Below are 2,025 nucleotides of genomic sequence, written 5' to 3'. Positions count from 1 at the left end.
CCGTTAAAATGACTACTTTTGGGCATAGTTTAGAAAATGTTTTGGCGAACACAAACTAAACTAAAAGGACTGACTCCTGCAATAGGTGCCAGTCCTAATTTTGTTTTGCCTCAAAAAGTTTTATCGGACAGCAATAATATTTAAACATCTTCAGGAATCGTGCCTGCAAACTGACAAACGGGCGGATGCTGACATTGCGTGATTTGGTACCGCCTTCACCCAATGCGTCAAGCACATTGAAACCAAATGTTTTATAAGGTGAAACACCTTCCGCCTTGCTCACGACACTGCCATTGTAAGCTCCACCCGAATATCCGCTTACATTAACATAAGGAGAATTATAACGGTTACCATCGGCATCCATTATTCTTTCATAACGTGGTTGCATAGTATAACTGGCAAACAGGGTATTCGGTGTATCGCTACTTCCCAAACGGGCGTCCACTCCGGCATTCACATTCAACCAACTGGTGATGGCATAATTCGACTTATAATACAAGGAGAATTTATTCCTTTTATCATTTACTGTACGCCCCTTGTCATTTTCATAATTGAACGAAAGGAAGTGATTGTTTTTTCCGGCTTTCTGCGATACGGACACATTATAACGCTGAGTTACAGCCGTGCGCCAGGCATTGTCACGATATTCTTTATAATAGTCATTATTACGCCACTGATTCAATGTGGCTTCGACTTCACTATTACTTAGTGTACCATTCTCCCGATCCAGATAAAGTTGGAACAACGGATTATAGTAGCCTGCCTTATAGCTGGACAAAAAACCGGATGCACTGCCTGATTCGGCTACATTCGCATCAAACACAGCTGTTTGATAATCAATAATATCACTTATAGAAGCCAGATTCAAACTATTGAAATTCGGTTTGCTGGTGATGAACCAATCAGCATTGATATTCACATGCGCACCCTCTTCTTTGGCCTGTTTGGTAACTACCACAATAATGCCGTTTGCAGCCAAAGCACCATAAATACTGGCTGCCGCCGCATCCTTCAAGACAGTAATACTCTCTACATTATAGGGATTTATCTCACTCAGGGTCAAGTCAGTCGGCATATCATCCACTACGATTAGCGGATGTGAGCCTACTTCCTTCGAGAATGTACCTATACCACGAAGAATGGGGCTCATATCCCCGTTATTCGGATTGATATCCATACGCAGACCGGCTATTTGTCCTTCCAGAGACGAAGTCAGGTCAGTGTGCATCTGCCTTGTCAGTTGTTCGGAATCTATAAAGCCGAAAGAGGCAGTAGAACGTTCACGGCTAATGCGCTGATAACCCGTCACTACAACATCTCCCAATTGCTGTTTATCTTCATGCATAATCACATTGACATGAGTACGCCCTTTAATAGATACCTTTTCAGTTTGCATACCGACAAAAGAGACTTCCAATGTGTGGGTTTCCTCCATCACTTTACAAGTGAAATTTCCTTTGATATCGGAAATAGCTCCAAACGGGCTGTCGATTCCCCGGATATTCGCACCTGGCAACGGTTCCCCTTTTTCATCCACTACCCGCCCTTCGATGTTCCTGACTTTACGAGTAGGCGATGCGGGCTTCACTTTACGGACAGTGATAAAATGTTGTTTCACCTCATATTCAAAAGGTTTCCCTTCCAGTATTTTCTGGAGTGCCGCCAAAGGTGCCAACTGATGTATACTTACGCTTACCCGGTACGCTCCGACATCTTCACTAGGAAAATTCACCTTATAACCGGACACATTGCTGAATTGCTTCAAAGCCTCTCCCAGTGGCGCTTCCTTTAGTTCCAAAGAAATCAATTTGCTGTCCGTATTTTGTGCCCGTCCATGCAGGGCAATTACAAACATCAGCAATAAGAAGGCGGCTTTCATCCAAACGACCTTTCTCATTGCCTTTTTGCGAGACAATGTAATTTGTTGCTTTTTCATAAGAGTTGTATTTTTAAGTACATGACAAAAATTTGAAAACATCGAATTTTGGGGTATAAGTCGGACGCAGAAGTATTGTTGAAATCTCC

1 pseudogene is annotated in these 2,025 nt (G+C 42.8%); it reads right to left on the bottom strand.

The features are described from left to right. Window positions 1–136: 136 nt before the first annotated feature. Window positions 137–1,936: pseudogene (locus NSB03_RS20465) on the bottom strand (carboxypeptidase-like regulatory domain-containing protein); the annotation flags it as partial. Window positions 1,937–2,025 lie beyond the last annotated feature (89 nt).

Source organism: Bacteroides acidifaciens, assembly GCF_024623065.1.
Taxonomy (GTDB): Bacteria; Bacteroidota; Bacteroidia; order Bacteroidales; family Bacteroidaceae; genus Bacteroides; species Bacteroides acidifaciens.
This window is presented reverse-complemented; position numbering and strand designations above follow the sequence as displayed.